The sequence below is a fragment of the Curtobacterium sp. MCBD17_026 genome (assembly GCF_003234895.2).
In the GTDB taxonomy this organism is placed as follows: domain Bacteria; phylum Actinomycetota; class Actinomycetes; order Actinomycetales; family Microbacteriaceae; genus Curtobacterium; species Curtobacterium flaccumfaciens.
Genome location: NZ_CP126281.1, coordinates 3,420,930 through 3,445,839, shown reverse-complemented (window position 1 = coordinate 3,445,839; position 24,910 = coordinate 3,420,930). Strand labels below are relative to the sequence as shown.

Below are 24,910 nucleotides of genomic sequence, written 5' to 3'. Positions count from 1 at the left end.
TCACCGAGCGGGAGCATGCTCGCCCCATGTCGATGAGCGCACCGTTCGATCCCGAACAGCAGGGCCGGTCCATCCCCGTGGACGGCAGTGACGAGTCCGAGCTCGAGATGGAGGAGGACCGCGGCGCCGACGTCGGCGACGACTCCGCCGACCCGAGCGTCTCGCCCGTCAGCCACCACGACGAGGACGAGGCCGGCGGCGGCCCGGTGTTCCGGCGTCCGCACGCAGGCGAGCGGCTCCACCCGGACGACATCTGACCGTTCCGGGGTTCCTCCGGGGTTTCTTGGGCGATTGCCAAGCGGCTCGGGCATGCTCGTGCGCATGTCGATCGCGAACTCGTGGGACCCGTCTGGTGGCCGTGCAATCCCGGAGGACCAGGTCCGTCAGGACGGGCTCGAACTCGACGAGGACCCGGCGATGCTCGGGATCTCGTTCGACGTCGTGGGCGGTGCCTCCGCGGACCCCGCCGGGGTGTCCCCGGTCGACGTGAACGTGCCGACGCCGAGGTCTGCCGACTCCGCGTCCGACGACTAGCGCGCGCCTGGTCGAAGCGGCCGCGCGTCCCATTCAGCCGGTAGTATTCCGGAATGGTACCGACGGCCTACGTGGACGAATCCGAGCCCGGAGACGCACGTGACCCCGGCGCGTACATCCTCGGGGCGGTGACAGTTGCCGACAGCGACGCTGAGCGGTTCCGGGACTCGCTCCACGCCATCAAGCCACGATCGGCGCGGAAGCTGCACTGGTCCGAGAGCGACGCCCGGCACCGCACAGGGATCGTCGAGATGCTGTGTGACCATCCGTTCACAGCCGTCGGAGTCGTGAGCGTGACTGACCGATCCGTCCGGAGCGAGCGCCGTCGCCGTCTGGCTCTTGAGCACTTGATCATGGAACTCCGCGCGAGCGGTGTTGACCGTGTCGTCCTCGAATCTCGCGGACCCTCAGACCGGAACGATCGTGCGCACCTCGACGCCTTGCGATCACGCAAGCTGGTTCACGGATTGGTGTTCGAGCACCTGCCGGGTGGCCGCGAGCCACTTCTCTGGGCGGCGGATGCGGTCTGCGGCGTGGTCGCGCTGGCTCGGCGAGGCGAGACGGCGTACCTCGAGCAGCTGGACCATGTGCTGAGCGTCCACGAACACCGCCGGTGAACGCGCGAATCCCCGGGCCCCGCTATACCGCAGGATCTCCCGGGGATCACTTCCGCACCCACCTCGATGGGGCGACTGGTCTCAGTGTGACATATCAGGCGGGATGGCGGAAGGGTCGAGGACCCGGTACTTGAACCCGATGTGCGAGCCGGTGAAGCCGAGGCGCTCGTAGAAGCGGTGCGCATCGGTCCGTGCAGCGTCCGACGTGAGTTGCACGAGCGGGGTCCCGAGGGCCGGCGCAGCGACGTCGGTCACCCAACGCGTCAGGGCACTCCCAACGCCGCCGGAGCGCCCTCCGGTGCGGCGACGTCACCGCGCGCGGCGCTGATCGGGTCGTCGGACAACAGGGTCATGAGTGCGTCGAGGTCCGCTTCCGTGGCGTCCGCAGCGTCAGTTCGCAGGAGCGTGGGGTCAGACGGACGGGCAAGGCGAGGTCGTGGAGCACGACCCCACCCTGCCCGACCCGACCGGGCCGTTCCTGCTCAGGGAACGGTGTGTCCGGCCGCGGTGAAGATCCGGTACCACTCCTCGCGCGACAGCTCGACGTCCGAGCCGGCGGCCGAGTCCCGCACGCGCTGCGGGTTCGTCGTGCCGAGGACGACCTGGAAGTGCGCGGGGTGGCGGGTGATCCACGCGACCGCGATGCCGGTCGGGGTGACCCCGTGTGCGGCGGCGACCTCCTCGAGCACGTCGTTCAGCTCGGCGTACTGCTCGCGGTCGCCCAGGAAGACGCCGTCGAAGAAGCCCTTCTGGAACGGCGACCAGGCCTGGAGCGTGATGTCGTTGATCCGCGAGTAGTTGAGGATGTCGTTGTCGCGGTCGACCGACTGGTCGAGGCCACCCATGTTCGCGGTGAGGCCCTGCGAGATGACGTTGGCGTGGGTGATGCTCAGCTGCACCTGGTTGAACGCGAGCGGCTGGCGGACGTGCTTCTTGAGCAGGTCGACCTGGCCGGGGGTGTGGTTGGAGACGCCGAAGTGGTGGACCTTGCCGGAGGCGTGCAGCTCGTCGAAGGCCTTCGCGACCTCTTCCGGCTCGACCAGGGCGTCGGGGCGGTGCAGCAGCAGGACGTCGACGTACTCGGTCTGCAGCGCCTCGAGCGACTCGTGCACGGACTCGAGGATGTGCTCGTAGGAGAAGTCGAAGTAGGCGCCCTTCGGCGTCGGTCGGATGCCGACCTTGGTCTGCAGCACGATCTCGGCACGTTCCGCGGGCGACAGCGTGACCGCCGCGCCGAACCGCTGCTCGCAGCCGTGCCATTCGCCGTACACCGCGGCGTGGTCGAACATGTTCACGCCCGCGTCGCGCGAGGCGCTGTAGAGCGAACGGATGTCCTCGTCGCTCATGTCGTTGATCCGCATCAGTCCGACGACGACGTCGGAGGCGGTGAGGTCTGTCTGTGGCAACTCCAGTGTCTTCACGCCCTCGATCCTGCCAGCCAGACCCCGGTGCAGGCAGGCCCTGCCAGTGCCACGTCGCTCAGTGGACGGAGAACCCGCCGTCGACCGCGATCGACTGCCCGGTGACGTAGGCCGACCCGGGTCCGGCGAGGAACACCGCCGCCGCGGCGAAGTCCGACGCGACCCCGTTCCGGCCGACCAGCGTCCGCGCGGCGAGGGCCGCCACCGTCGCCGGGTCGGACCCGAGTCGCTCGTTGAGCGGGGTGCGCACGAAACCGGGGACGAGGACGTTGGAGGTGACCCCCTGCGCGGACCAGGCCTCTGCCTGGGACCGGGCCAGTGCCTCCAGGCCGGCCTTGGAGACCCCGTACGCGCCGCTGGCGGCGAAGGGGCGGTGGGCCTGCTGCGAACTGATCGACACGATCCGCCCGTACCCACGGGCCGCCATGCCGGGTGCGAGCCGCTGCCCGAGCACGAACGGCGCGTCCAGGTTGACGGCCATCGTGGCGTCCCAGGTGGCCTCGTCGAGTTCCGGCATCGGCGGGCGCAGGTTGATCCCGGCGGAGTTCACCAGGACGTCGACGTCTCCGGCGGTGTCTGCGAGTGCGTGTGCTCCAGCGCGGGAGGACAGGTCCGCGACGATGCCGTCGGCCGAGCGGCCCGCCTGGCGGATGCCGGCGACGGTGGCGTCGATGGTCGCGGACGTCCGGGCGGCGACGAGGACGTGGGCACCCGCGTCGGCGAGTGCGGTGGCGATCGCTCGGCCGATGCCGGAGCTGCCTCCCGTCACGAGTGCGGTGCGGCCGTCGAGGCCGAAGAGCTGCTGCAGCGACATCCGGTCAGGTTACCGAGGCCCGTACGCTGGGCCGGTGCGTGACGACCTGCTGCCGATGCTCGCCTGCCCCGTGTGCGCCGAGCCGCTCGGCCGCGTCGACGGCGGCCAGGTCGGCTGCCCGAACGGTCACCGGTTCGACGAGGCGAAGCAGGGCCACCTGACGCTCCTGCCCGCGAAGCGGCGCGCACTCACCGCGGACACCCCGGAGATGGTGGACGCGCGGCTGCGGTTCCTGGGGCGCGGGCACTACGCGCCCGTCGAGCGGGCGCTCGCCGCGATCGTCGCGGACGCCACCGCGCCCGGCATCGTGCTGGACGTCGGTTCGGGCCCGGGGACCTACCTGGCGCATGCGCTGCGCGCGGCGGACGGGAGGCTCGGGGTCGCGCCGGACACGCTTGCACCTGTCGGCCGTCAGCCGACTCGACGACTGGGGGTCGCCTTGGACCTGTCGGCCGTCGCGATCCGGCGTGCGGCACGCGCCCACGAGCGTGCGGGGGCCGTCGTCGGGGACGTGACCGAGCGCCTCCCGGTCGTCGACGGCGCTGCCGCGGTCGTGCTCGACGTCTTCGCACCCCGCAACCAGAGCGAGTACGCCCGCGTGCTGCACCCGGACGGCGTACTCGCGGTGGTGACCCCGCGGACCGGGCACCTTGCGGAGCTCGCCGAGGCGACGATCAGCGTGGACCCGGAGAAGGAACGGCGGCTGCACGACTCCTTGACGCCGTCGTTCGTGCTGCGGTCCTCCGAAGACCTGACGTGGACGATGGAGCTGTCGGCGGAGGACGTCCACGACGTCGTGCACATGGGGCCGAGCCACCACCACGTCGCGGCGGACACCGTGTTCGAGCCGACGACGGTGACGGCCGCGGTCACCGTGTCGACGTGGACGCCGACGCGCTGACCGCGACCGTCAGGACCGACTAGTCGCCAGCCGGGGCGACGTCGAGCTGCCAGACCACGCCGAAGCGGTCACGCAGCTGCCCGGCCAACGGAGCCCAGGCCGAGGGTTCCAGGGGCTGCCGGATCTCGGCGCCCTCGGACAGTGCGGCCCAGTACCGCTCGATCTCGGCCGTGTCGTCACCGTGCACGAACACGTAGAAGGCGTTCGATCCCTGGTCGTAGGGCTGCCCGGGCCAGACGTCGAAGGCCATGACGCGGAAGCCGGCGGCCGTGGAGACCTGACCGAACACGATCCGGTCCGCCCAGGCCGGGTCGTCCAGGGCGCCCATCTGGCCGTAGGTGGCGGCGGTGACCTCGCCGCCGAAGACCGATGCGTAGAAGTCGAGCGCCGCGCGGGCGTCGCCGTCGAAGTTGAGGTGGGTTGTCGTTTCGATGCTCATGGGACGAGGATGTCGGTCAATGCGGTCAGATCGTGTCCGCTTCTCGAACGAAGATGGACGCCATGGCCGGACCCTCCGTACGGATGCTCGCGCTGCTCTCCCTGCTCCAGGTGCACCGCGACTGGCCGGGCGACGAGCTCGCCGGACGGCTCGAGGTCAGTCCCCGCACCGTCCGCCGCGACGTGGATCGGCTGCGCGGCCTCGGGTACCGGGTCGAGGCACTCCGCGGGCCGGCCGGGGGCTACCGGCTCGAGGCGGGCTCCGACCTGCCCCCGCTGCTCTTCGACGACGACCAGGCGGTGGCGATCGCCCTGGCACTCGCCGTGGCCCCGGCATCGGGGGCGGACGTCGCCGAGTCGGCGGCCCGTGCCCTCGCGACCGTTCGACAGGTGATGCCCGCGCGGCTGCGGTCCCGGGTCGACGCGGTGCAGGCCGTGACCGCGACGAGCCGGAGCCTGACCGATCCGGAGGTCCTGGTGGCGGTGAGCGAGGCCGTCCACCTGCAGGAGGTGTTCCGTTTCGGGTACGGCGACGACGAGACCCCGCACCGGGTCGAACCGCACGCCGTCGTCGCCCGGAACGGTCGCTGGTACCTGCTCGACCGGGACCTCGACCGCGACGACTGGCGGACGCACCGCATCGACCGGATCACGCCGCGGATGCGGACCCGTGTCCCGTTCACGCCGACCCCGATCCCCGGAGGTGACGCCGCCGCGTTCGTCGCTGCGCGGTTCAAGGGGTCGGTGGTCGACGACGTGTGGCCGTGCACCGGTTCGGTGACCACGACGGCGGACGATGCACGGAGGATCACGCCGTACCTGCCCGATGATGCCGTGGTCGAGCAGCTCGAGGACGGCCGGGCCCGCGTCACCCTCGGATCGTGGTCGTGGGACGGGCTCGCTGGCGTGGTGTCAGGACTTGCGGTCGACTTCGTCGTCGCGGGTCCGGAGGAGCTCGTCGAGGCCGTGGCAGACCTCGCTGACCGGTTGCGCGCGGCCGGCACGCGTGGCCCACCGTGATCAGTGGCGACCTGTCCAGAGCGCGTGGTCCAGCCAACCGGCGCCGACTCCCATCGACGCGAGATCGAGGTGTTCGTTGCTCGGGAAGGACTCGAGGAGAGCGGCCACGCGCTCGGCCCAGTCGTGGTCGGACGGGATCGACCTGAGCAGGTAGGCCATCACCGCCAAGGTGTTGTAGACACCGAACTGCTTCGGCGCATCGGTTCCCGAAAGATGTGCGAGGAGCGGTACCGCACCGGACCTCGGGCGTTTCGGGACCACGACCAACTTCCGGTTGAACAGACGCGCATGGTGTGCTGCGACGTTCCGGACGTAGTTGACCGAGGCGAGCCAGCTCAGCATCGTCTTCTTGGTCGGGACGCCGAACTCTCGGGCGATCCGGGTGGCGACGTCGTTCCGGAGACCGCCGTACAGCCGAGCCAGGTGTCCCAGCTCGAGGATTTCGGTGAGTGCCCAGATGGGCATCCGGTCGTCGTACTTGGTGCGGAAGTGGGCAACGAACGATTCATCCGAGGAATCCTGCCGTTCGCGGACGCGCTGCAGCCAAGCAGTGTGCGGGCTGGAGCCATCGGACGCATCTGCTCGGTGTGCGGTGAACGCCTCGGTGAAGAGTGATCCGTCTTCGTGAGCGAAGGGGGCATGCTCTCCGAGGACGTGGCCGACCTGGGTCCGAACGGCCACCTCGATCCGCTCGACACCTTCGATCACCAGGAGCCGGATAATCCGATCGAAGGCGATGAGTGCTTCGGCTGCGGCGAGTTCCGTCCCTGCTCGGTACCGGTCCTGGACCTCTACGTGCCGACGGCCGTCGTCGTCGATGTCGAACGAGGATTCACGGAAGGGATAGAGGTATCCGGTGAGGCGGTAGTAACCGACTTCGCGCAGCACCGAGCCCGCGACGCCCCGATCACCGATGCGGACTCCCTTGGAAGCCAGCTTCTCGATCTGCTCACCGATCGAGAGCCACGGCTTCACGTACTCCATGCGCCCCCCGAGACAAGAAAATCGGCCCGAGCCGTGAGGCGAGCGGGCCGATCGTGATGCCGAAACCCTACCAGGATCCGCGTCACGGGATCGAGCGCTCTCCACAGGCGTTAGGAGCGTGCATGCGTCCGCCAGGGCGGCGTCAGGGATCCGTTAGGAGCGGACTGGAGGCGCGGCGCAGGACCCAGCATCGGTTCGGCACCACAAGTGGTGCCGGTCCGCGTCACCCGGCGCGGACACCGCAGACCTTCTGGAGTCCCTCGTGTTCGACGTGTTCGTCGTCGCCGGTGTCCTCGCCGTGTTCGGCGTGGTGGCACTGATCGCCAAGGGGGTGGAACGGCTGTGATCGGCATCACCATCGCGGCCGCCGTCCTCGGCATCGCCGCAGTCGTGTACCTCGTCTGGGCGCTCGTGCGTCCGGAGCGGTTCTAGTGGGCGCCGCGGACGTCTGGGCGGGCATCGCCCAGGTCGCCACCCTCGTCCTGCTGCTCGTCGTCGCGCACCGCCCGCTCGGTGACTGGATGGCGAAGGTCTTCACGCCCGTCCGGCACAACCGGGTCGAGCGCGGGGTCTACCGGCTGATCGGGGTCGACCCGGACGCCGAGCAGTCCTGGCCCGTGTACCTGCGCGGTGTGCTGCTGTTCAGCGTCGCCGGGCTCTTGCTCGTCTACCTGCTGCAGCGCATCCAGGTCATCCTGCCCGGCGACCTCGGGCTGCCCGCCGTCGGACCCTCGCTCGCGTTCAACACCGCGGCGTCGTTCGTCGCGAACACGAACTGGCAGTCGTACTCGCCCGAGGTCACCGTCGGCTACACGGTGCAGATGGCCGGCCTGGCGGTGCAGAACTTCCTGTCCGCGGCCGTCGGTCTCTCGGTCGCCGTGGCCCTGGTGCGCGGGTTCGCCCGTCGCAAGTCCGGCACGCTCGGCAACGTGTGGGTGGACATCGTCCGCGGTCTCGGCCGACTGCTCCTGCCCGGGGCGTTCGTCTTCGCGATCGTGCTCGTCGCCGGCGGGGTCGTCCAGTCGTGGGGAAGCGGTACCGACGTCACCACGCTCATCGGTGGCACGCAGCACATCCCCGACGGGTTCGTCGCCTCGCAGGAGGCGATCAAGGAACTCGGCACGAACGGTGGCGGCTACTTCAACGCCAACTCGGCGCACCCGTTCGAGAACCCGCAGGCGTGGACGAACCTCGTCGAGATCTTCCTGATGCTCGTCATCCCGTTCTCGCTGCCGCGCACGTTCGGGCGGCTGGTCGGCGACGACCGCCAGGGCTACGCGATCCTCGCCGTGATGGGCGCGATCTTCCTCGTGTCGCTGTCGGTCATGTCGATCGCCGAGCTCGCCGGGGGCGGTGTCGCCACGCACGCCGCCGGGGCCGCGATGGAGGGCAAGGAGAGCCGCTTCGGCATCCTCGGTTCCACGCTCTTCTCGACCGCGACCACCTCGACGTCCACCGGTGCCGTCAACGCGATGCACGACAGCTACACCCCGATCGGCGGGATGATGGCGCTCGTCAACATGATGCTGGGCGAGGTCACCCCCGGCGGCGTCGGCTCCGGCCTGTACGGCATGCTCGTGCTCGCCGTCATCACGGTGTTCATCGGTGGCCTGCTCGTCGGTCGCACCCCGGAGTACCTCGGCAAGAAGATCCGCGCCAAGGAGATGACCTTCGCAGCGCTGTACATCCTCGTCACGCCGACGCTCGTGCTCCTGGCCACCGGGCTCTCGCTCGTGATCCCCGGGGTCCGCGAGCAGGTGCTCGGGACGTCGATCTTCAACCCCGGCAACCACGGGCTGACCGAGCTGCTCTACGCCTTCACCTCGGGTGCGAACAACAACGGCTCGGCCTTCGGCGGGCTCACCGCGAACACCACGTGGATGAACTCCTCGCTCGGAGTCGTGATGCTGCTCGGCCGCTTCGTGCCGATGGTGTTCGTCCTGGCGCTCGCCGGGTCCCTCGCCGCGCAGGACCGGGTGCCGGAGACCGCCGGCACGCTGCCCACCCACCGCCCGCTGTTCATCGGGCTGCTCGGCGGCGTCGCCGTCATCGTCACCGCACTCACCTACTTCCCGGTGCTCGCACTGGGTCCGCTCGCAGAAGGACTGTCATGACCACCCCCGTGACCACGGAGTCGGAACCGCGCACCGCCGTGGAACCGGCCACCCGCTCGTCCGCATTCGGACCCCGCCAACTGGTGGCGGGCCTCCCGGGCGCCCTGCGGAAACTCGATCCGCGACTCATGTGGCGGAACCCCGTCATGTTCATCGTCGAGGTCGGCGCAGCGCTGACAACGGCGGCCGCCGTCGTCGAGCCGTCCGCGTTCACGATCGCCATCGCCGTCTGGCTCTGGCTCACCGTCGTCTTCGCGAACCTGGCGGAGTCGGTGGCCGAGGGCCGCGGCAAGGCGCAAGCCGACACCCTGCGGAAGACCCGCTCGACCACGAGCGCCCGCCGGGTCCTCGGGTACGCGACGACCGACGCGGCCGCGACCGGCAACGAGACCGAGGAGGTCGCGTCCGTCGACCTGGCCAAGGGCGACGTGGTCGTGGTCGTCGCCGGCGAGGTCATCCCGGGCGACGGCGACGTCGTCGACGGCATCGCGTCGGTCGACGAGTCGGCCGTCACGGGTGAGTCCGCACCGGTCATCCGCGAGTCCGGCGGTGACCGCAGTGCCGTCACCGGCGGCACACGGGTGCTGTCGGACCGGATCGTGGTGCGCATCACCTCGACGCCGGGTGAGACCTTCATCGACCGGATGATCCGCCTGGTCGAGGGTGCGGCACGGCAGAAGACGCCGAACGAGATCGCGCTGAACATCCTGCTCGCCTCGTTGTCGATCGTCTTCGTGATCGTCTGCCTGACGATGCAGCCCATCGCGGGACTCGTCGGTGCGACGGTCAGCGTGCCGGTGCTCATCGCCCTGCTCGTCTGCCTCATCCCGACCACCATCGGAGCGCTGCTCTCCGCGATCGGCATCGCCGGCATGGACCGGCTCGTGCAGCACAACGTGCTGGCGATGTCGGGCCGCGCGGTCGAGGCCGCCGGCGACATCACGACGCTGCTGCTCGACAAGACCGGCACGATCACGTACGGCAACCGCCGGGCGTCCCGCGTGGTGCCGGTGCCGGGCGTGACGACAGCCGAACTGCTGGAGGCCGCGGCACTGTCGAGTGCCGCCGACAGCACGCCGGAAGGACGCTCGATCGTCGACCTGGCGCGTGCAGACGGAGCCGCCGTCGGTCTGCCCGACGGTGCCGTCGAGGTGCCGTTCACGGCGCAGACACGCATGTCCGGTCTCGACCTGTCGGACGGGTCGCAGATCCGGAAGGGCGCTGCCGCGGCAGTGCTCGCCTGGGCGGACACCACCGAAGCCGGTTTGGTGTCGGCCATCGACGCGACCGTCGCGGAGATCTCCGACCAGGGCGGCACCCCGCTCGTCGTCGGGCGTCGCTCGTCGACCGGTGCGGTCACGCTGCTCGGTGTCGTGCACCTGAAGGACGTCGTGAAGGACGGCATGGCGTCGCGGTTCGCCGAGCTCAGGTCGATGGGCATCCGCACGGTGATGATCACGGGCGACAACCCCCGCACCGCGGCTGCCATCGCCCACGAGGCCGGCGTCGACGACTTCCTCGCCGAGGCCACCCCGGAGGACAAGCTCGCGTACATCAAGCGCGAGCAGGAGGGCGGCAACCTCGTCGCCATGACCGGTGACGGCACCAACGACGCCCCGGCCCTGGCACAGGCGGACGTCGGCGTCGCGATGAACACCGGCACGACGGCGGCGAAGGAGGCTGGCAACATGGTCGACCTCGACTCCGACCCGACCAAGCTCATCGACGTCGTCCGCATCGGCAAGCAGCTGCTCATCACCCGCGGCGCCCTGACCACCTTCTCCATCGCCAACGACGTCGCGAAGTACTTCGCGATCATCCCGGCGATGTTCCAGCTCGCGTTCCCGGGGCTCGCGGCGCTCAACATCATGGCGCTGCACAGCCCGTCGTCCGCGATCCTGTCGGCGGTCGTCTTCAACGCGCTCGTCATCGTCGCGCTCATCCCGCTGTCCCTGCGTGGCGTCAAGTACCGCGCGGCCGCAGCGTCGTCGATCCTCGGCCGCAACCTGCTCGTCTACGGGCTGGGCGGCGTGGTCGTCCCCTTCATCGGCATCAAACTGATCGACCTCGTGGTCGGTCTCATCCCGGGGTTCTAGTCATGGCATCTGCACGTTCCACCTTCCGTTCCGCCGGTGTGGCCATCCGCCTCACCCTCGTCGCCACCGTCGTCCTGGGCGTCGGGTACCCGCTCGCCGTCTGGGGCGTCGGCCAGGCGGCGTTCCACGACCAGGCCAACGGCTCGATGGTCACGGACTCGTCCGGCAAGGTCGTCGGTTCCTCGTTGATCGGGCAGTCGTTCACGGGCAAGCAGGCCGACCGCTGGTTCCAGTCGCGGCCGTCCGCCGCCGGCGACGGCTACGACGCCGGAGCGTCGTCCGGCTCGAACCTCGGGCCGAACAACGCCGACCTGCTCAAGGCCGTCGAGGAGCGTCGTGCGGCGCTGGCGAAGGCCGACGGGGTCTCCGCCGCGCAGGTGCCTGCCGACGCCGTGACCGCATCCGGTTCGGGCCTCGACCCGGACATCAGCCCCGCCTACGCGTCCCAGCAGGTGGCCCGTGTGGCCTCGGCACGCGGCCTGCCCGCCGACACCGTGCGGCAACTGGTGGCGTCGCACACCGAGTCCCGGCAGCTCGGGTTCCTCGGTGAGCCCGTGGTGAACGTGCTCGCGCTGAACCTGGCGCTGGCGAAGGCGTCCTGAGCGTGGGTGACCCCTCCGCAGAACACCGGTGCTCGCGCGTCGAACACCCGCAGACCGCGGTGCGACAGGTGAACACCGGTGTCTTGCGGAGACCGACCCCCGCACGCGAGAGGATGAGCACGTGAAGCGCGGGAAGCTGCGGGTCCTGCTCGGTGCGGCGCCCGGTGTCGGCAAGACCTACACGATGCTGGAAGAGGGGCGTCGGTTGCTCGACGAGGGTCGCGACGTGGTCGTCGCCGTCGTCGAGACGCACGAGCGCGCCGCCACCGCAGCACTGGTGAACGGGCTCGAGGTCGTGCCCCGCCGCACCGTCTCGCACCGGGGTGTCGACCTCGACGACCTCGACCTCGACGCCGTCATCGCCCGGGCACCCGAGGTCGCGCTGGTCGACGAACTCGCGCACACGAACGCCCCGGGGAGCCCGAACGAGAAGCGCTGGCAGGACGTCGAGGCGCTGCGGGACGCCGGCATCGACGTCATCTCGACCGTCAACGTGCAGCACATGCAGTCCCTCGGCGACGTGGTCCGTGAGATCACCGGCACCGTGCAGCGCGAGACCGTCCCCGACGCCGTGGTGCGTGCGGCCGACCAGATCGAGGTCGTCGACCTGGCCCCGGCAGCGCTGCGCGAACGGCTCTCCGACGGGCTCGTCTACCCGGCGGCCCGGATCGACGCCGCGCTGTCGAACTACTTCCGCCTCGGCAACCTCACCGCACTGCGCGAGATCGCCCTGCTCTGGCTCGCCGACGAGGTCGACGACGCGCTCAAGGCCTACCGCGCCGAGCACGGTATCGAGCACCGGTGGGAGACCCGGGAGCGCGTGCTCGTCGCCCTGACCGGTGGCCCCGAGGGCGAGACCCTGCTGCGCCGCGGCGCCCGCATCGCCGCCCGCAGCGCCGGTGGTGAACTCGCCGCCGTGCACGTGACGACGAACGACGGCCTGCGCGTTCGGCACCCCGGCGCGCTCGGCAAGCAGCGGACCCTGCTCGAGCAACTCGGTGGGACGTACCACCAGGTCGTCGGCGACGACGTGCCGAGCACGCTGGTGCGGTTCGCGCGGTCGATCGACGCCACCCAGATCGTGATCGGGGTCAGTCGCCGCAGTCGGCTCGCGGCCGCCATGACCGGTCCGGGGATCGGCAACACCGTGATCCGTGAGTCCGGCGACATCGACGTGCACGTCGTCACGCACGAGCGCGCCGGCGGCGGGATCACCCTGCCCAGGCTCGGCGGCAGCCTGTCCCGCGGCCGGGTGGTCGCCGCGTTCGTGCTGTCGGTCCTGGTCGGGCCGCTGCTCACCTGGGTGCTGTCGATCGGCAGCGACCCGGACGCCATCACGGTGGACGTGCTGGCGTACCAACTACTCGTCCTGGTCGTGGCGCTCGTGGGCGGGATGTGGCCGGCGGTGTTCACGGCCGTGCTGTCCGGGCTGAGCCTCGACTACTTCTTCGTGCAACCCCTCTACATGGTCACCGTCCAGCAGCCGTGGCACCTGTTCGCCCTGGTCATGTACGTGATCAGTGCGGTGCTGGTCAGCTTCGTGGTCGACCGGTCCGCTCGGCGGTCACGCGCTGCCCGTCGGGCCTCGGCCGAGTCCGGGCTCCTGATGGGCATCGCCGGCAGCGTGCTCCGCGGCGACGACGCCCTGCAGGCCCTGCTCGACCGCACACGAGAGGCCTTCGGCTTCGCCGGGGTCCGGATCCGCCAGGGCGACGAGGTGCCGGCGACCTCGGGCGAGTTCGGTGCGACGCCGGACGCGTCGACGACGCTGGCGTCCGGGGCCGTGCTCGAGTTCGCCGGTGCGCCCGACGACCCGACCCAGCGCCGGCTGCTGCGGGTCGTCGAGCAGCAGCTCGACGCCGCCGTCGAGCACCGCGAGCTGACGCGCACCGCCGTGGGCGCCGAGCGCATCGCCGCCGCCGACCGGGTCCGGAGCGCGCTGCTCGCGGCGGTCGGCCACGACGTGCGCCGCCCCATCGCAGCGGCCTCCGCCGCCGTGCAGACGCTGCGTGCGCCCGACATCGACCTGTCCGGGGCCGACCGGGAGGCGCTGCTCGCGACCGCCGACGAGAGCCTCGGTCAGCTGGCGGTGCTGTTGGCAGACCTGTTGGACGTCAGCCGCGTGCAGGCCGGTGTCCTCGCGGTCACCCCGGCGGCGATGGCGCTCGAGACGGTGGTCGCCCCCGCACTCGACGAGCTGGAGCTCGGCCCCGACGACGTCGACCTCGACCTGCCCGCGGACCTGCCACCGGCGCTCGCCGACCCGGTCCTGCTGCAGCGCGTCGTCGTGAACCTGCTCGCCAACGCGGCGCGGTACGCCCCGGACGGCACCCACGTGCGGATCGCCGCGAGCGCGTTCGCCGGCGGGGTGGAACTCCGCGTCGCCGACCACGGCCCCGGCATCCCCGAGGACCGCCGCGACGAGGTGTTCCAGCCGTTCCAGCGACTCGGTGACACCGACAACGAGACCGGCCTCGGGCTCGGCCTGGCCCTGGCGCGCGGGTTCACCGAGGGCATGGGCGGCACGATCGAGGTCGACGACACCCCTGGCGGCGGGCTCACCGTGGTGGTGCGGCTGCCGATCGCCGGGCACGTGGGAGTGGAGATCCGATGAAGGTCCTGATCGCTGACGACGATGTGCAGCTCGTCCGCGCGCTCTCGGTGACGCTCTCGGCGCGCGGGTACGACGTCGTCACGGCTCGGGACGGGCGCGAGGCGATCGACGCCGTCATCACCGAGCGCCCCGACCTGGTGCTGCTCGACCTCGGCATGCCCCGGCTCGACGGCATCGGGGTGCTCGAGGGCGTCAGGGCCTGGTCCCAGGTGCCGGTCCTCGTGCTCTCCGGGCGCACCGACTCGTCCGACAAGGTCGACGCGCTCGACGCCGGTGCCGACGACTACGTGACGAAGCCGTTCCAGATGGACGAGCTCCTCGCCCGGCTGCGGGCACTCGGACGGCGACGGGTGGTGGCGTCGGAGGAGACCCCGACGATCGCGATCGGACCGCTGCTCGTGGACCTGGTCGCGAAGCAGGTCACCCCGGCCGAGGGTCCCGCGATCCGCCTGACCCCCACCGAGTGGCGCCTGCTCGAGGTCCTGGTCACGAACCCCGACCGCCTGATGACCCGCGAGATGCTGTTGACCGAGGTCTGGGGGCCGACGCACGGCAACGACTCCGGGTACCTGCGGCTGTACATGGCGCAGCTGCGGCGGAAGCTGGAGCCCGACCCCGCGCACCCGCGCTACCTGGTGACGGAGTCCGGCATGGGGTACCGCTTCGCCCCCGGAGCGTAGGGGACCGCCGCTGTCGGGGCGTGGACGAGATGCGGATCGGTGAACTCCGATGACGTCGGCGGTACCCGTCGTCGCGATCTCGTCGGGACGCCTCGTCGCGGTCCCGTCGGTTCACGCCCGGGAGCTGAACGCCGCGAGCTCGGCCCGGGTCCGGGCGCCGTGCTTCCGGAGCAGGTTCGCCACGTGGTACTTCACGGTGTTGACGCTGATGCCGAGCCCCTCCGCGATCTCCCGGTTGCCCACTCCCGTCGCCACGAGCCGCAGCACGTCGCGCTCACGCGGGGTCAGGTCACCGTCGTTGACCCCGTCCACCTCGGTCGGCCGCGGGTCGAGCGGCAGCGAGATGTCGAGCACGGACCCCCAGCCGGGCGTGCTCGCGACCTGCACCCGCCCGTCGAGCGTGACGACCCGCTCCGCGATCGGCCGCATGGCGTCGTCGTGCACGTCGAGGGTGCCGGAGCCGTCGTCGCGGAGCTGCATGAGCAGGTTCCGGCCGTCGCAGTCCCACTGGATGCGCACCCGCTTCGCCGCACCGTCGTCGACCAGGGCGAGCACCGCGGTCCGGACGATCGCCCGGGCCGCGTGGGCGACGTCGCCCGGGAGCGCACGGCCGGTGGCCGGCGGCTCGACGAACTGCACGTCGAGGTCCCCGAAGCGCACGAGCGGCCGCAGGTCGGCGCGCAACCGCGAGAACGCGCCGGTGACGGGTTCGAGCAGGGTGCTCCGCTGCTGATCGGTCACGGTGCGCAGGTCGACGAGGGCGGCCGAGGCGATCTCGACGGCCTCGGCCCTGGCGGCCGCGTCGGTGACCCGCGACGACCGGAGCACGGCGAGGACGGACTCGAGGGTCAGCGCGTGCCGGTCCGCCTGCTCGGCGACCGTGCGGGCGTGCTCGGCGGCCGCGAGCCGGATGGCGGAGCCGCCCCGGGCCTCCAGGGTGTCGACCGATGCGTCCATGGACGCGACGGTACCCGTCCCACCCGAGCGGACGGGCCCACCCGATGGGATGGGGTCCCTGCCGGGGCGGGTAGCGGCGTGCCGAGGCGCGCGACGGAAGGATCGAGGGCATGGCAGCAACCACCGTCTCCGCAGCGCTCGACCTGGTCGTCCGCGAGGTCGGCGACCTGGCGGCCCGCCTCGACGATGCCCCGGCCCAGCGCGCACTCGACCTGATCGAGGGCGCCGACCGGGTGTTCGTCCACGGCGCCGGTCGCTCCGGACTCGCCCTCCGCATGACCGCGATGCGCCTCATGCACCTCGGCCTCGACGCGCACGTCGTCGGCGAGGTCACCACCCCGGCCATCCGTCCGGGTGACCTGCTCCTCGTCGCGAGCGGCTCCGGTACGACCACCGGCATCGTGCAGGCCGCGCGCACCGCGCACGAGGTCGGCGCATCCGTCGTGGCGCTCTCGACCACCGACGACTCCCCGCTCTCCGAGCTGGCGGACGTCACGATCGTGCTGCCCGCCGCGACGAAGACCGACCGCTCCGGCACCGCCTCGGCCCAGTACGCCGGTGGCCTCTTCGAACAGGCGGTCGCCCTGGTGGGCGACGCCGTGTTCCACGCCCTGTGGACCCGAGGCGGGCAGTCCGCCGACGACCTCTGGCCCCGTCACGCCAACCTCGAATGAAAGGCACACCCATGCAGCTCCAGTTCGCCATGGACACCCTGACCACCGAAGCCGCCCTCGAGCTCGCCGCCGCGGCCGCGCCGCACGTCGACGTCCTCGAGCTCGGCACGCCCCTGATCAAGAGCGCCGGCCTGTCCGCCGTCACCGCGATCAAGGAAGCACACCCCGACAAGATCGTGTTCGCCGACCTCAAGACCATGGACGCCGGTGAGCTCGAAGCCGACATCGCCTTCTCGGCCGGTGCCGACCTGGTCACCGTCCTCGGTGTCGCCGGCGACTCGACGATCGTCGGTGCCGTCAAGGCCGCGAAGAAGCACGGCAAGGGCATCGTCGTCGACCTGATCGGCGTCTCCGACAAGGCCGCCCGTGCCCGCGAGGTCGTCGCACTCGGCGCCGAGTTCGTCGAGGTCCACGCCGGGCTCGACGAGCAGGCCGAAGAGGGCTTCACGTTCTCGACGCTGCTCGACGCCGGTAAGGAGTCGGGCGTCCCGTTCTCGATCGCGGGCGGCGTGAACGCGTCCTCGGTCGCCTCGGTGCAGGAGGCCGGTGCCCGCATCGCCGTCGCCGGCAGCGCGATCTACAGCGCCTCGGACGTCGGCGCAGCAGCCGCCGAGATCCGCGCCGCCATCAAGTAGCGCGTCCCGGTCGCCCTTCCCGGGCGACATCGTGAGCAGGAATGGTCGGGTGTGCACGTCGCACCCGACCATTCCTGCTCACGAAGCGAACGCCGCCGTCCGGATACGCCGTACGGTGGCCACATGAACCGAGCGCTGCGCTGGACCACCTGGATCGTCGCCGTCGTCGTGCTGATCGCGGTGGTGTTCCTCGTCTGGGCGCACATCGTGATGCAGGGCACCCGCAGCGCCGCCCTGCAGGTCTGGCGCGACGACCGGATCGCGGTCCGGGACGCCGGTGACTCGGTGGTGATGACCCCGACCGGCCAGGCCGACGGGGTCGGGATCGTCTTCATCCCCGGCGCGAAGGTCGACCCGTACGCCTACATGGCCACGTTCCGGCAGATGGTCGCCAACGGCACGACGGTGGTCATCACGAAGCCGACGCTGAACCTCGCGTTCTTCGACACGCGGCCCCTCGCGACGTTCGAGGCCCACGCACCCTCCGTCACCCGCTGGGCGGTCGGCGGGCACTCCCTCGGCGGGGTCCGCGCGTGCCAGCTCGCCCAGGACGCCGACGGCCTGCTGCTGCTCGGCAGCTACTGCGCGAACGACATCAGCCGCTCCTACATCGACGTGCTGAGCGTCTCCGGTTCGCGTGACGGTCTGTCGACCCCGGCCAAGGTCGACGCCGCGCGGGACAAGCTGCCGTCGACCGCCACCATGACCGAGATCCAGGGCTCGAACCACGCCGACTTCGGCGCCTACGGCGACCAGCCAGGCGACCGCACGGCGACCATCAGCCGTGCTGATGCCCGCCAGCAGATCTCGGACGCGATCGAGGCCTGGGTGCGCGACCTGCGCTGATCACCCGGGCGGACCGGCGGACGCACCACGGGCCTCCAGACGGTCTGCCTGGAGGCCCGTGGTGCGCGACGTCAGTGGATCACGCCCGCCTCGTGGTCGCGTCCGGAACGGCGCCCGGTGAACCGGGCGACGAAGTACAGGACCACGCCGACGGCGAGCAGGATCGCGGCGTAGAGCCAGACCTGTCCGCTCTGCTGCGTGAGCAGCAGGATGCACGACAGCACCCCGAGCACCGGGACGAACGTCCAGACCCGGAAGTGGTCGTGCTCGACGTGGTCGCGGCGGAGCACCAGGACGGCGACGTTCGTGCTGATGAACACGAAGAGCAGCAGGAGCACGACGGTCTCGGCCAGCACGCCCACGTCGCCCACCAGGGTCAGGAGCATCGCGACGATCGTGGTGGCGACGATCGCGGTCCACGGGGTCTTGCGGTTCGGCAGGACCTTCGCGAGCAGGGCGGGCAGGAGCCGCTGCTCGGCCATGCCGTAGGTCACGCGGCTCGACATGATCATCGTGAGCAGCGCGCCGTTCGCGACGGCGACCAGGGCGATGAGGCTGAAGACCCAGTCGGGGATCGGGACGCCGGTGGCGGAGACGACCGCGAGCAGCGGGCCGCTGGACTCGGACAACTCCGAGGCGGGGAGGGCGATGGAACTCGCGAGTGCGACGAGGACGTAGACGACGCCGGCCGTGGCGAGGGCGCCGAACAGGGCCTTCGGGTACACGCGGCGGGGTTCGCGGACCTCTTCCGCGATGTTCGCAGAGGTCTCGAAGCCGACGAACGAGTAGTAGGCGACGATCGCTGCGCTCAGGGTCGCGAGCGCCGGGTTCGCATCGGCAGGGAACTCCCCGATGCGCGAGACCTCACCGCCGCCACCGCCGAGCATCACCGCGACGACGACGATCACGATGACGAGGCCGGACACCTCGATGATCGTCATCACGACGTTGCTCTTGAGCGAGTCGGAGATGCCCCGGGCGTTCAGACACGCGATCAGGGCGAGGAAGACGATCGCTGTGGGGACCGGCGGCAGGTCGACGAAGGTGCCGAGGTAGTCGCCGGCGAAGGCGAGCGACAGTCCGGCGGCGCTCGTGACACCGGCCGCGAGCATGCTGAAGCCGACCAGGAACGAGACGATCGGCGACTTGTACGCGCGCTCGGCGAAGACCGCGGCGCCACCGGCCTTCGGGTACTTCGTGACGAGCTCTGCGTAGGAACCCGCGGTGAGCAGGGCCAGCAGCAGCGCGAGGACGAGCGGTGCCCAGAGCGCGCCGCCGACGTCCTTCGACAGGGTCCCCATCAGGGCGTAGATGCCGGCGCCGAGCACGTCGCCGAGGATGAAGAGGTACAGCAGCGGGCCGGTGATCGCCTGGCGGAGCTTCGACTGCGTACCGTCGTGGGGTGCGGCCGTGGTGTCGCTGGTCATGGTGGTGCCTTTCGTCCGGGTCAGCGTGCCGGTGCGTGTCTCCGAGCACTCACAGGTGGATCGTGGTCACCGTGCTCCTCCACACCGAGGTGCGGGTGAACACCCTCCACAGGGCGCAGCGCCTCCGGACGTGCCGACTGGAGCGGTCCTAGACTCGGCGGGAGCCATTCGTCCACCACCAGTCCCCGGAGGACCGCAGATGACGACGCAGGACCAGCGCACGCCCGCGCGACTCAGTGATCAGCGCGCACTCCTGTTCGACCTCGACGGCGTGCTCACCCCGACCGCCGACGTCCACATGCGCGCCTGGAGCCGGCTGTTCACGCCGTACCTGGCCGCACACGGTGTCGCGCCGTACACCGAGCAGGACTACTTCACCTACATCGACGGCAAGCCCCGCTACGACGGCGTGCGTTCGCTGCTCGAGTCGCGCGGCATCGAGCTGCCGCAGGGCACCCCCGACGACGCACCCGACACCGACTCCGTGTGTGGGCTCGGCAACCGGAAGAACGCGGAGTTCACCGCGGAACTCGACGAGCACGGCGTCGAGCCCTACCCGGGGTCGCTGCGGTTCCTGACCGCCGCGATCGCCGCCGGACTGTCCGTCGCGGTCGTCTCGAGCTCGGCGAACGCCACCTCGGTGCTCCGGACGGCGGGCATCCTCGACCGGTTCCCGGTGGTCGTCGACGGGCTCGTCGCGCGCCAGGACGGCCTGACCGGCAAGCCCGCGCCCGACACCTACCTCGACGCGGCAACCCGGTTCGGGCTCACCGCCGCCGAGTGCGTCGTGGTCGAGGACGCTACCAGCGGGGTCGAAGCCGGCCGCAACGGTTCGTTCGGTCTCGTCGTCGGTGTCGACCGCGGCGCCGGGGCGGACGCCCTGCGCGAGCACGGTGCCGACGTCGTGGTGTCCGACCTCGCCGAACTCATCGACGAGCTGCCCGCACCGGCCACCAGCACGACGTAGGCCACCCGGCCGGACACTCCCTGCCTGCCGGCCGCACCGACGCACCCACCTCCCTCCCTTCCCACGGAGCAGCATGAACCCCATCACCTCGGACCCCCTCGACCGCGTCCGCTACCCGATCGACGAGTGGGCACTCGTCGAGACCGAGTACACCCCCGACGAGCAGGGCGTCGCAGAGACGAACTTCGCCGTCGGCAACGGGTACCTCGGCCTGCGCGGCAACCTCGACGAAGGCCGTGGCGGCGTGCAGTACGGCACGTACATCAACGGGTTCCACGAGACCTGGCCGATCCGGCACGCGGAAGACGCCTTCGGCTTCGCGAAGACCGGGCAGACGATCATCAACGCGCCCGACGCCAAGGTCATCCGCCTCTACGTCGACGACGAGCCGCTCGTGCTGGCCGAGGCCGACATCCTCCGGCACACGCGCAGGCTGGAGTTCCGCGGCGGCTACCTGTTCCGCGAGACCGAGTGGTCGACGCCGTCCGGCAAGCGGGTGCTCATCCGGGCGCGTCGGCTCGTGTCGTTCACCGACCGGCACCTCGCCGTCATCGACTACGAGGTCACCGTGCTCGACGCGGACGCCTCGATCCTGCTGTCCAGTCAGATCCTCAACCGCCAGGACGTGCAGGACGAGTACCACGCCGGCATGCGGGCCGCGGCGAACGCCTTCGACCCCCGCAAGGCCGAGGCGTTCACCGAGCGGGTGCTCGTGCCGAAGCTCAAGCGCAGCACCGGCGGCCGTTCGGTCCTCGGGTACCAGGCGTCCAGCTCCGGCATGACGATCTGCGTCGGCGTCGAGCACCACATCGAGACCGAGAACAGCTGGGACGAGTCGTCGTCGATCGACGACGACCTGGCGAAGCACGTCTACCGGGTGCAGGCCCGCGCGGGGCAGCCCATCCGGCTCGTGAAGCACGTGGTCTACCACACCTCCCGCGGGGTGCCCGTGCGCGAGCTCGCCGACCGCTGCGACCGCACGCTCGACCGCGCGCACGCCGAGAACGTCGACGAGACCTTCGCGAAGCAGCGCGAGTGGCTCGACGACTACTGGGCCCGCAGCGACGTCGAGATCGCCGGCCAGCCCGCGATCCAGCAGGCCGTCCGCTGGAACCTGTTCCAGCTCGCGCAGGCCACCGCCCGCACCGACGGCCACGGCATCGCCGCGAAGGGCGTCACCGGGTCCGGCTACGGCGGCCACTACTTCTGGGACATGGAGATCTACGTCCTGCCGTTCCTGTCGTACACGGCGCCGATCGTCGCCCGGAACGCCCTGCGCTTCCGCTACAACATGCTCGACGCGGCGCGGGCTCGGGCCCGCGAGCTGAACCAGCGCGGCGCCCTGTTCCCGTGGCGGACGATCAACGGCGAAGAGTCCAGCGCCTACTACGCCGCCGGCACCGCGCAGTACCACATCGACGCTGACATCTCGCATGCGCTCATGCAGTACGTGCGGGCCTCGGGCGACCGCGAGTTCCTGAAGCGCGGAGCCATCGACGTGCTCGTCGAGACCGCCCGGCTCTGGGCCGACCTCGGGTTCTGGCGGTCGAACGGCGACAAGAAGTTCCACATCGACGGCGTCACCGGGCCGGACGAGTACACGACCGTCGTCGACGACAACCTCTACACGAACGTGATGGCGCGGGCGAACCTGTGGTTCGCCGTCAACGCCTGTCGCGAGCTCGCTGCCGACGACGCCGAAGAGTACGACCGCATGGTGCGCCGGACCGGTCTGCAGCCCGACGAGCTCGTCGAGTGGGAGCACGCCGCCGAGTCGATGGAGATCCCCTTCGACCCGCACCGCGGCATCCACCCGCAGGACGCCCAGTTCCTCGACAAGGAACTCTGGGACCTCGAGAACACCCCGGAGTCCAAGCGCCCGCTGCTGCTCCACTACCACCCGCTGGTGATCTACCGGTTCCAGGTGCTCAAGCAGGCCGACGTCGTGCTCGCGCTGTTCCTGCAGGGGCACGAGTTCACGGCGGCCGAGAAGCGTCGCGACTTCGACTACTACGACGCGCTCACCACCGGTGACTCGACGCTGTCCGCGGTCGTGCAGTCGATCATGGCGGCCGAGGTCGGGTACCACGACCTCGCCGACCAGTACTTCCAGACCGCGCTCTACGTCGACCTGGCGGACCTGCACGGCAACACCTCGGACGGCGTGCACATCGCGTCGACCGGTGGCATCTGGGGTGCGCTCGTCAACGGCTTCGGTGGCATGCGCGACCACGGTGGTCGGATGACCTTCAACCCGCGGCTGCCGAAGCACTGGGACCGTCTGTCCTACCGGCTGACGGTGCGCGGATCGCGGGTCCGGGTGGACCTGGAGCAGGAAGCCATGACGCTCACGGTCGAGACCGGTTCGGGCTTCACGGTGTGGGTGCACAACCAGCAGTGGGACATCGAGGCGGGGGAGCCCACCGTGGTGCCGCTGCCGCACCACGGGCCGCGGATGTCCGGGCACGCCCCGACCACGAGCGACATCCAGGGCACGCTGCGGGCCGACGGCTCGGTCATCACCGCGTCGATCCCGACGATCTCCCTGGAGCGCGACTTCGACCTCGACGACTCGACCGGCTGACGCCGGTACCTGCGCTGCAGTCGCACGTCGCCCCGGTTCCGCCTCGCGGGGCCGGGGCGACCTGCATCCCGGGGCGTTCCTGGCGCCTCCGAACGCGTCCAGTCGGCCCCGGGCACCGTGGTCTGCCGTGCCCCTCGGGTCGATGGCGTCTCCCCGGGCACGGTTCGTGCAACGAGAGGAGACATCATGGGCAACCGGTTCGAGGGCAAGGTCGCGATCGTCACGGGCGCGGGGTCCGGTATCGGCGAGGCGACCGCGCGGGCGTTCATCGACGAGGGCGCGTCGGTCGTCCTGACCGACAGCGTCGACGAGAAGGTGCGCGCGGTCGGGGACTCGCTGCCCACCCACCGGGTGGTGGCGCTGCACGCCGATGTAGCGAGCCCCGACGACTGGCAGACCGTCGTCGACGCGGCGATCGACCGGTTCGACCGGGTCGACGTCCTGGTGAACAACGCCGGGACCTTCAGCTCGGGCGACATCACCGACATCAGCACGGACGAGTGGCGCCGGGTCATCGAGACCGATCTGTCCGGTGTGTTCTACGGCACCCGGGCGGCCCTGCCGTTCCTCCGCGAGACGAAGGGGTCGATCGTCAACACCTCGTCGGTCTCCGGTGAGGATGCCGACTGGCGGATGAGTCCGTACAACGCGGCGAAGGGTGGCGTGACGAACTTCACCAAGGCCGCTGCACTCGACAACGGGCAGTTCGGCGTGCGCGTGAACGCCGTCGCTCCGGGGCTCATCTGGACCGACCTGACCCAGGAGCAGGCGGAGGACGAGGCCCTGCAGTCGAAGTTCACCGAGCGCATCGCCCTCGGCCGCGGGGGTCGCTCTGCCGAGGTCGCCGAGGCGATCCTGTTCCTGGCAAGCGACGCGGCCTCGTTCATCACGGGTGCGGTCCTGCCCGTGGACGGCGGCACCATGGCGAGCAACGGGCAGCCGCCGCAGGCCTGAGCCACCCCGGCGTCGGCGGAGACTCGGCCCAGCGGACACTTCGGGCGGTCAGGGACGTCCGGATCGTCCGTGGGCGTGAGTCTCGGCTCGCTTCGAGTGCACGAGCGTCACAGGAGCTTCCGCAGGGTGTTCGTGTTGCGGGTCGTCGTCGTGCGCTTGAAGCGTGCGGCGCCGGCCCGCTTCGCGAACACGGTGTCGGTGCTCGAGCCCTTCGGGCAGGACCAGTAGACGACGCCGGCTCCGCGTGCGATCCGTTCGACCGAGTCATCGAGTTCGAGATCCTCGATCAAGGCGTCGAGCGCACCGTCGTCGGACCCGAACACGACGTAGTCGTGCCGTTCGTCGGCATGCTCGAAGGGAAAGTCGTCGACCACGGCCGCGAGGGCGTCGTGCCGGACGAGCACGATCCAGGCGTCGTACCCGAACCGGTCGCGCAGCCCCTGCTCGATCGACGTCTTCAGCGGCTCGGCGGGCGCGTCGGCGCTGAACATGACGTTGCCCGAGGCGAGCACGGTCCGGACATCGTCGAACCCGAGCTCCCGGAAGAGCTCCGCCAGGTCCGCGCTCCTGATCGTGATGCCGTTCACGTTGACCCCGCGCAGCAGCGCGACCCACCTGTCCATGTCCGGACGGTAGCGGTCCGCGGCGATCACGTCCACGTCCGGGCCACGCCCCAGCCGGAGCCCTGCGGCACGATGTCGACCACCAGCGACTCGCCGTCGAGGTCGCTGGTCGCCTGGAATCGCCATCCCACGGTCCGCTCCGGCGCGTGGGTGATGGCGGTGGGCAGTTCGGCCCGTGTGACGGTCAGTCGGGTCGGGGTGTCGCTCACCCGCCACCGCTGCCCTGCCCACACCAGGCGGGTCGGTGTGCCTCCGGACCACCACACCGTGGCAGCCGTGTCGGTGATCATCATCGGGTCTCCTCGTTCGAACGTGTGTTCGAATGGTAGGTGTCGACCTCCGACGTCGCAACCGACGGTTGTCGACCACGGCGGGTCGCGGACGAACCCTCGAACGACGCAGCAGCCG

At 70.6% G+C, this 24,910-nt stretch carries 26 protein-coding genes; 17 read left to right on the top strand and 9 right to left on the bottom strand.

Features of this window, described 5'->3' with window-relative positions:
* Positions 1–26 precede the first annotated feature (26 nt).
* The 3 genes from DEI85_RS16385 to DEI85_RS16375 all read left to right on the top strand — a co-directional run bounded on the left by DEI85_RS16385 (position 27) and on the right by DEI85_RS16375 (position 1,151).
* The gene (locus DEI85_RS16385; protein ID WP_111090896.1) at positions 27–257 is read left to right on the top strand and encodes a hypothetical protein; all 231 of its coding nucleotides are present in this window, start codon (positions 27–29) and stop codon (positions 255–257) included.
* A 64-nt stretch (positions 258–321) separates the two neighbouring features.
* The gene (locus DEI85_RS16380) at positions 322–534 is read left to right on the top strand and encodes a hypothetical protein (protein ID WP_146238506.1); all 213 of its coding nucleotides are present in this window, start codon (positions 322–324) and stop codon (positions 532–534) included.
* Positions 535–605: 71 nt separating this feature from the next.
* Positions 606–1,151 carry a hypothetical protein gene (locus DEI85_RS16375; protein WP_146238507.1) on the top strand — a complete coding sequence of 182 codons (546 nt, stop codon included), beginning with the start codon at positions 606–608 and terminating at the stop codon, positions 1,149–1,151.
* 81 nt (positions 1,152–1,232) lie between these two features.
* On the opposite strand, the gene DEI85_RS17625 is transcribed toward DEI85_RS16375, so the two are convergent.
* From DEI85_RS17625 to DEI85_RS16360, 3 genes are all read right to left on the bottom strand, one after another.
* Positions 1,233–1,406 (bottom strand): GNAT family protein, encoded by a 174-nt coding sequence (locus tag DEI85_RS17625; RefSeq protein ID WP_309147035.1) that lies wholly within the window; start codon positions 1,404–1,406, stop codon positions 1,233–1,235.
* A gap of 227 nt (positions 1,407–1,633) precedes the next feature.
* Positions 1,634–2,572, bottom strand: coding sequence for an aldo/keto reductase (locus DEI85_RS16365; RefSeq protein WP_110859430.1), 939 nt, complete (start codon positions 2,570–2,572; stop codon positions 1,634–1,636).
* A 58-nt stretch (positions 2,573–2,630) separates the two neighbouring features.
* Positions 2,631–3,386 (bottom strand): SDR family NAD(P)-dependent oxidoreductase, encoded by a 756-nt coding sequence (locus DEI85_RS16360; protein ID WP_110859431.1) that lies wholly within the window; start codon positions 3,384–3,386, stop codon positions 2,631–2,633.
* 34 nt (positions 3,387–3,420) lie between these two features.
* On the opposite strand from DEI85_RS16360, the gene DEI85_RS16355 reads away from it, so the two are divergent.
* Positions 3,421–4,287 (top strand): putative RNA methyltransferase, encoded by an 867-nt coding sequence (locus tag DEI85_RS16355; RefSeq protein WP_111123173.1) that lies wholly within the window; start codon positions 3,421–3,423, stop codon positions 4,285–4,287.
* A 19-nt stretch (positions 4,288–4,306) separates the two neighbouring features.
* On the opposite strand, the gene DEI85_RS16350 is transcribed toward DEI85_RS16355, so the two are convergent.
* On the bottom strand, positions 4,307–4,726 hold the full coding sequence (locus DEI85_RS16350) for a VOC family protein (protein ID WP_110859433.1): 420 nt from the start codon (positions 4,724–4,726) through the stop codon (positions 4,307–4,309).
* Between the two features lie 62 nt (positions 4,727–4,788).
* Here DEI85_RS16350 and DEI85_RS16345 point away from each other — a divergent pair, with 62 nt between their 5' ends.
* Positions 4,789–5,745 carry a helix-turn-helix transcriptional regulator gene (locus tag DEI85_RS16345; RefSeq protein ID WP_111123174.1) on the top strand — a complete coding sequence of 319 codons (957 nt, stop codon included), beginning with the start codon at positions 4,789–4,791 and terminating at the stop codon, positions 5,743–5,745.
* On the opposite strand, the gene DEI85_RS16340 is transcribed toward DEI85_RS16345, so the two are convergent.
* On the bottom strand, positions 5,746–6,729 hold the full coding sequence (locus DEI85_RS16340) for an Abi family protein (protein WP_111123175.1): 984 nt from the start codon (positions 6,727–6,729) through the stop codon (positions 5,746–5,748).
* Positions 6,730–7,071: 342 nt separating this feature from the next.
* On the opposite strand from DEI85_RS16340, the gene DEI85_RS16335 reads away from it, so the two are divergent.
* The 6 genes from DEI85_RS16335 to DEI85_RS16310 all read left to right on the top strand — a co-directional run bounded on the left by DEI85_RS16335 (position 7,072) and on the right by DEI85_RS16310 (position 14,835).
* Complete coding sequence (locus DEI85_RS16335) at positions 7,072–7,161, top strand: potassium-transporting ATPase subunit F (RefSeq protein WP_017887940.1); 90 nt, start codon at positions 7,072–7,074, stop codon at positions 7,159–7,161.
* On the top strand, positions 7,161–8,843 hold the full coding sequence (kdpA, locus tag DEI85_RS16330; protein ID WP_111123176.1) for a potassium-transporting ATPase subunit KdpA: 1,683 nt from the start codon (positions 7,161–7,163) through the stop codon (positions 8,841–8,843). The genes DEI85_RS16335 and kdpA overlap by 1 nt, the downstream gene beginning before the upstream one ends.
* Complete coding sequence (gene kdpB / locus DEI85_RS16325; RefSeq protein WP_111123177.1) at positions 8,840–10,939, top strand: potassium-transporting ATPase subunit KdpB; 2,100 nt, start codon at positions 8,840–8,842, stop codon at positions 10,937–10,939. Before kdpA ends, kdpB begins: the two co-directional genes overlap by 4 nt.
* Positions 10,940–10,941: 2 nt before the next feature.
* Positions 10,942–11,541, top strand: coding sequence for a K(+)-transporting ATPase subunit C (gene kdpC, locus DEI85_RS16320; protein ID WP_111123178.1), 600 nt, complete (start codon positions 10,942–10,944; stop codon positions 11,539–11,541).
* A gap of 121 nt (positions 11,542–11,662) precedes the next feature.
* Positions 11,663–14,155 (top strand): ATP-binding protein, encoded by a 2,493-nt coding sequence (locus tag DEI85_RS16315; RefSeq protein ID WP_111123179.1) that lies wholly within the window; start codon positions 11,663–11,665, stop codon positions 14,153–14,155.
* Complete coding sequence (locus tag DEI85_RS16310; RefSeq protein ID WP_111123180.1) at positions 14,152–14,835, top strand: response regulator; 684 nt, start codon at positions 14,152–14,154, stop codon at positions 14,833–14,835. The genes DEI85_RS16315 and DEI85_RS16310 overlap by 4 nt, the downstream gene beginning before the upstream one ends.
* A 111-nt stretch (positions 14,836–14,946) precedes the next feature.
* Here DEI85_RS16310 and DEI85_RS16305 read toward each other — a convergent pair whose 3' ends face one another.
* Entirely contained in the window at positions 14,947–15,792 is an 846-nt protein-coding gene (locus tag DEI85_RS16305; RefSeq protein ID WP_111123181.1) for a helix-turn-helix transcriptional regulator, read from the bottom strand.
* Between the two features lie 110 nt (positions 15,793–15,902).
* Here DEI85_RS16305 and hxlB point away from each other — a divergent pair, with 110 nt between their 5' ends.
* The 3 genes from hxlB (at position 15,903) to DEI85_RS16290 (ending at position 17,947) form a co-directional block, all read left to right on the top strand.
* Positions 15,903–16,466, top strand: coding sequence for a 6-phospho-3-hexuloisomerase (hxlB, locus tag DEI85_RS16300; RefSeq protein WP_071406216.1), 564 nt, complete (start codon positions 15,903–15,905; stop codon positions 16,464–16,466).
* Positions 16,467–16,477: 11 nt separating this feature from the next.
* Positions 16,478–17,101 carry a 3-hexulose-6-phosphate synthase gene (gene hxlA, locus DEI85_RS16295; protein ID WP_027466791.1) on the top strand — a complete coding sequence of 208 codons (624 nt, stop codon included), beginning with the start codon at positions 16,478–16,480 and terminating at the stop codon, positions 17,099–17,101.
* Positions 17,102–17,224: 123 nt separating this feature from the next.
* Complete coding sequence (locus tag DEI85_RS16290; protein WP_111090903.1) at positions 17,225–17,947, top strand: alpha/beta hydrolase; 723 nt, start codon at positions 17,225–17,227, stop codon at positions 17,945–17,947.
* 71 nt (positions 17,948–18,018) lie between these two features.
* Here DEI85_RS16290 and DEI85_RS16285 read toward each other — a convergent pair whose 3' ends face one another.
* Entirely contained in the window at positions 18,019–19,374 is a 1,356-nt protein-coding gene (locus tag DEI85_RS16285; protein WP_111090904.1) for an APC family permease, read from the bottom strand.
* A 199-nt stretch (positions 19,375–19,573) separates the two neighbouring features.
* On the opposite strand from DEI85_RS16285, the gene DEI85_RS16280 reads away from it, so the two are divergent.
* The 3 genes from DEI85_RS16280 (at position 19,574) to budC (ending at position 23,879) form a co-directional block, all read left to right on the top strand.
* Entirely contained in the window at positions 19,574–20,341 is a 768-nt protein-coding gene (locus DEI85_RS16280; protein WP_111123182.1) for an HAD family hydrolase, read from the top strand.
* A 73-nt stretch (positions 20,342–20,414) separates the two neighbouring features.
* Positions 20,415–22,925, top strand: coding sequence for a glycoside hydrolase family 65 protein (locus DEI85_RS16275; protein ID WP_111123183.1), 2,511 nt, complete (start codon positions 20,415–20,417; stop codon positions 22,923–22,925).
* 186 nt (positions 22,926–23,111) lie between these two features.
* Positions 23,112–23,879 carry a meso-2,3-butanediol dehydrogenase gene (gene budC, locus DEI85_RS16270; protein ID WP_110859446.1) on the top strand — a complete coding sequence of 256 codons (768 nt, stop codon included), beginning with the start codon at positions 23,112–23,114 and terminating at the stop codon, positions 23,877–23,879.
* A gap of 107 nt (positions 23,880–23,986) precedes the next feature.
* On the opposite strand, the gene DEI85_RS16265 is transcribed toward budC, so the two are convergent.
* Both DEI85_RS16265 and DEI85_RS16260 read right to left on the bottom strand, forming a co-directional pair.
* Positions 23,987–24,502: a DUF1697 domain-containing protein gene (locus DEI85_RS16265; protein WP_111123238.1), complete on the bottom strand. Its 516-nt coding sequence runs from the start codon at positions 24,500–24,502 to the stop codon at positions 23,987–23,989.
* Between the two features lie 26 nt (positions 24,503–24,528).
* Positions 24,529–24,795 carry a hypothetical protein gene (locus DEI85_RS16260; RefSeq protein WP_110859447.1) on the bottom strand — a complete coding sequence of 89 codons (267 nt, stop codon included), beginning with the start codon at positions 24,793–24,795 and terminating at the stop codon, positions 24,529–24,531.
* Positions 24,796–24,910 lie beyond the last annotated feature (115 nt).

Excerpts from the sequence above, each read along its gene's own strand:
- DEI85_RS16385 (WP_111090896.1), top strand. The coding sequence starts at position 27 with ATGTCGATGAGCGCACCGTTCGATCCCGAACAGCAGGGCCGGTCCATC.
- DEI85_RS16380 (WP_146238506.1), top strand. The coding sequence starts at position 322 with ATGTCGATCGCGAACTCGTGGGACCCGTCTGGTGGCCGTGCAATCCCG.
- DEI85_RS16360 (WP_110859431.1), bottom strand. The coding sequence starts at position 3,386 with ATGTCGCTGCAGCAGCTCTTCGGCCTCGACGGCCGCACCGCACTCGTG.
- DEI85_RS16350 (WP_110859433.1), bottom strand. The coding sequence starts at position 4,726 with ATGAGCATCGAAACGACAACCCACCTCAACTTCGACGGCGACGCCCGC.
- DEI85_RS16345 (WP_111123174.1), top strand. The coding sequence starts at position 4,789 with ATGGCCGGACCCTCCGTACGGATGCTCGCGCTGCTCTCCCTGCTCCAG.
- DEI85_RS16340 (WP_111123175.1), bottom strand. The coding sequence starts at position 6,729 with ATGGAGTACGTGAAGCCGTGGCTCTCGATCGGTGAGCAGATCGAGAAG.
- kdpB (WP_111123177.1), top strand. The coding sequence starts at position 8,840 with ATGACCACCCCCGTGACCACGGAGTCGGAACCGCGCACCGCCGTGGAA.
- kdpC (WP_111123178.1), top strand. The coding sequence starts at position 10,942 with ATGGCATCTGCACGTTCCACCTTCCGTTCCGCCGGTGTGGCCATCCGC.
- DEI85_RS16310 (WP_111123180.1), top strand. The coding sequence starts at position 14,152 with ATGAAGGTCCTGATCGCTGACGACGATGTGCAGCTCGTCCGCGCGCTC.
- DEI85_RS16305 (WP_111123181.1), bottom strand. The coding sequence starts at position 15,792 with ATGGACGCATCGGTCGACACCCTGGAGGCCCGGGGCGGCTCCGCCATC.
- hxlB (WP_071406216.1), top strand. The coding sequence starts at position 15,903 with ATGGCAGCAACCACCGTCTCCGCAGCGCTCGACCTGGTCGTCCGCGAG.
- hxlA (WP_027466791.1), top strand. The coding sequence starts at position 16,478 with ATGCAGCTCCAGTTCGCCATGGACACCCTGACCACCGAAGCCGCCCTC.
- DEI85_RS16290 (WP_111090903.1), top strand. The coding sequence starts at position 17,225 with ATGAACCGAGCGCTGCGCTGGACCACCTGGATCGTCGCCGTCGTCGTG.
- DEI85_RS16285 (WP_111090904.1), bottom strand. The coding sequence starts at position 19,374 with ATGACCAGCGACACCACGGCCGCACCCCACGACGGTACGCAGTCGAAG.
- DEI85_RS16280 (WP_111123182.1), top strand. The coding sequence starts at position 19,574 with ATGACGACGCAGGACCAGCGCACGCCCGCGCGACTCAGTGATCAGCGC.
- DEI85_RS16275 (WP_111123183.1), top strand. The coding sequence starts at position 20,415 with ATGAACCCCATCACCTCGGACCCCCTCGACCGCGTCCGCTACCCGATC.
- budC (WP_110859446.1), top strand. The coding sequence starts at position 23,112 with ATGGGCAACCGGTTCGAGGGCAAGGTCGCGATCGTCACGGGCGCGGGG.
- DEI85_RS16265 (WP_111123238.1), bottom strand. The coding sequence starts at position 24,502 with ATGGACAGGTGGGTCGCGCTGCTGCGCGGGGTCAACGTGAACGGCATC.
- DEI85_RS16260 (WP_110859447.1), bottom strand. The coding sequence starts at position 24,795 with ATGATGATCACCGACACGGCTGCCACGGTGTGGTGGTCCGGAGGCACA.